Here is a 2,130-nt window from a genome sequence, read left to right on the forward strand (position 1 = left end):
TGATCGCGCTGGAGGGCGCCGGCAATGGCGTCACCAGCAACTGCATCAACCCCGGATACGTCCGCACACCGTTGGTCGAGCAGCAGATCGCCGACCAGGCCGCGGTGCACGGCTTGCCCGAGGACGAGGTGCTGGCCAAGATCATCCTGACGTCGTCGCCAGTCAAACGGCTCATCGAGCCGGCCGAGGTGGCCGCGGCGGCGGCGTTCCTGTGCTCGCCCGCGTGCGACTCGATGACGGGTTCTGACCTGGTGCTCGACGGCGGCTGGGGGGCCCGCTGACCGCGCCACGCACCATCGGCCCGGCCGCCGAGGCGCCGGGCGTCGAGTCGACCACGTTGGGCAGTGGGCGGCACCTGGGCGTGGCCGAGGGGGTCGCGCACCTGCTGGACCTGCTGGCGCGGGACGCGTCAGCGGTCGAGTTCGAACGGCCGGTCGTCGACGCCCGTTCGGTCGGGCTGCCCGCCGCCGACATCGACGCTCTGGAGCGGGCCAAGCAGGTCGCGCTGGGCGTGCGTGACCAGTTGCAGGCGCACCGGCGGCGGGAGGCGGAGCTGGCCGCGCTGTTCCAGACCGCGTCCGACCTGGCCGCGCTGACCAGCGTCGACGACGTTCTCGCGGCGATCGTGCGGCGGGCCAGGGCCCTGCTCGGCCGGGACATCGCGTACCTGTGCCTGAACGACGACGAGCGCGGCGACACCTATATGCGGGTCACCGACGGGTCGGTGTCCGCCGAGTTCCAGGCGGTGCGGCTGCCCTTGGGCGGTGGTCTCGGTGGCCTGGTGGCCCAGCAGGGGGTGCCGATCGCCTCGGCGGACTACTTCAACGACCACAGGTTCCGGCACCTGGGCAACATCGATTCGGCGGTGCATTCGGAGGGGCTGGTGTCCATCCTCGGGGTTCCGCTCAAGCGGGGCGCCCAGGTGATCGGCGTGCTGTTCGCGGCCGACCGGCGGCGCCGCGCCTTCTCCCGGGACGAGGTCGCCCTGCTGTCCTCGCTGGCGGCGCACGCCGCCGTGGCCCTGGACAATGCTCGGCTGTTGACCGAGACCCGTTCCGCGCTGATCAGTCTCGAGCAGGCCAACGATTCGCTGCGGGAGCAGAGCAAGGACGTGGAGCTGGCCGTGGTGGCCCACGATCGGCTGGCGGAGCTGGTGCTCCGTGGCGGCGGGGTCGCCGAGGTGGCCGCCGAACTGGCCGAGGTGCTCGGCGGATCGGTCGAGTTGCAGGGACCGTCCGAGATGTCGACCCCGCTCGAGCCCGGCCAGTCGGCCGTTCCGGTGGCCACCGGCTCCGAGCTCCTTGGTCGGCTGGTGCTGACCCGGGAGGGTCAGGCGCGGCCGGCCGACATGCGGGTGCTGGAGCGTGGCGCGGTGGTGACCGCGCTGCTGCTCCTGTTCAACCGGCACCTGGCCGAGATGGCCAACCGCGGGCGACGCGACCTGCTCGAGGACCTGCTCAACGGTTCGGTCACCGACTCCGGCGAGATCGGCGCGCGGGCCGCCCATCTGGACGCCGACCTGACCGGTGACCTGGTCGTCGTGGTCTGCGCGGTGCCGCGTCACCGGGTCGACTCGGAACAGGCTGCCGCGTTCTACGCCGGCCGGCAGCGCGGACTGTCGGCCCGGCTGGACGGGCACCTGGTGCTGCTGGTGCCCGGGACCGATCCCGGGGCGTCGGCCAGGGAGGCGGCGGCCGGCCTGAGCCGGGTGCTCGGAGGACCGGTCACCGCCGCCGGCGAACAGGTCGTCAACGGGCCGTCCCGGGGTGACGCGCTGCGCCGCGCGCACCGGTCCGCGCGGCAGGGGCTGGCCGCCATGCTCGCGCTCGGCCGGGAGGGCCAGGGAGCGACCACCGCGGACCTGGGATTCATCGGCGTGCTCCTGTCCGCCGGTGACTCCGGACGGCACTTCGTCCAGGACACCCTCGGGCCGGTGCTCGACTACGACACCGCCCGGGGCTCCGACCTGGCAGCGACCCTGGACGCCTGGTTCGGCGAGGGTGGCCATCTGGGCCGGACCGCCACCGCACTGCACGTGCACCCGAACACGGTGGGGCAGAGGCTTTCCCGCGTGGCCACCCTGCTGGGGGACGACTGGTCCTCCCCGGACCGGGCCCTGCAGGTCCAGCT

2 protein-coding genes are annotated in these 2,130 nt (G+C 73.3%); both read left to right on the forward strand.

Features of this window, described 5'->3' with window-relative positions; all coding sequences use genetic code 11:
- Window positions 1-281 (forward strand): SDR family oxidoreductase (locus tag VF468_02815; protein HEX5877243.1); only part of this gene is annotated, 281 nt, incomplete at its 5' end.
- Between the two features lie 56 nt (window positions 282-337).
- A partial coding sequence (locus VF468_02820; protein HEX5877244.1) for a GAF domain-containing protein occupies window positions 338-2,130 on the forward strand: 1,793 nt, incomplete at its 3' end.

It is taken from the genome of Actinomycetota bacterium (genome assembly GCA_036280995.1).
Classification (GTDB): Bacteria; Actinomycetota; CALGFH01; order CALGFH01; family CALGFH01; genus CALGFH01.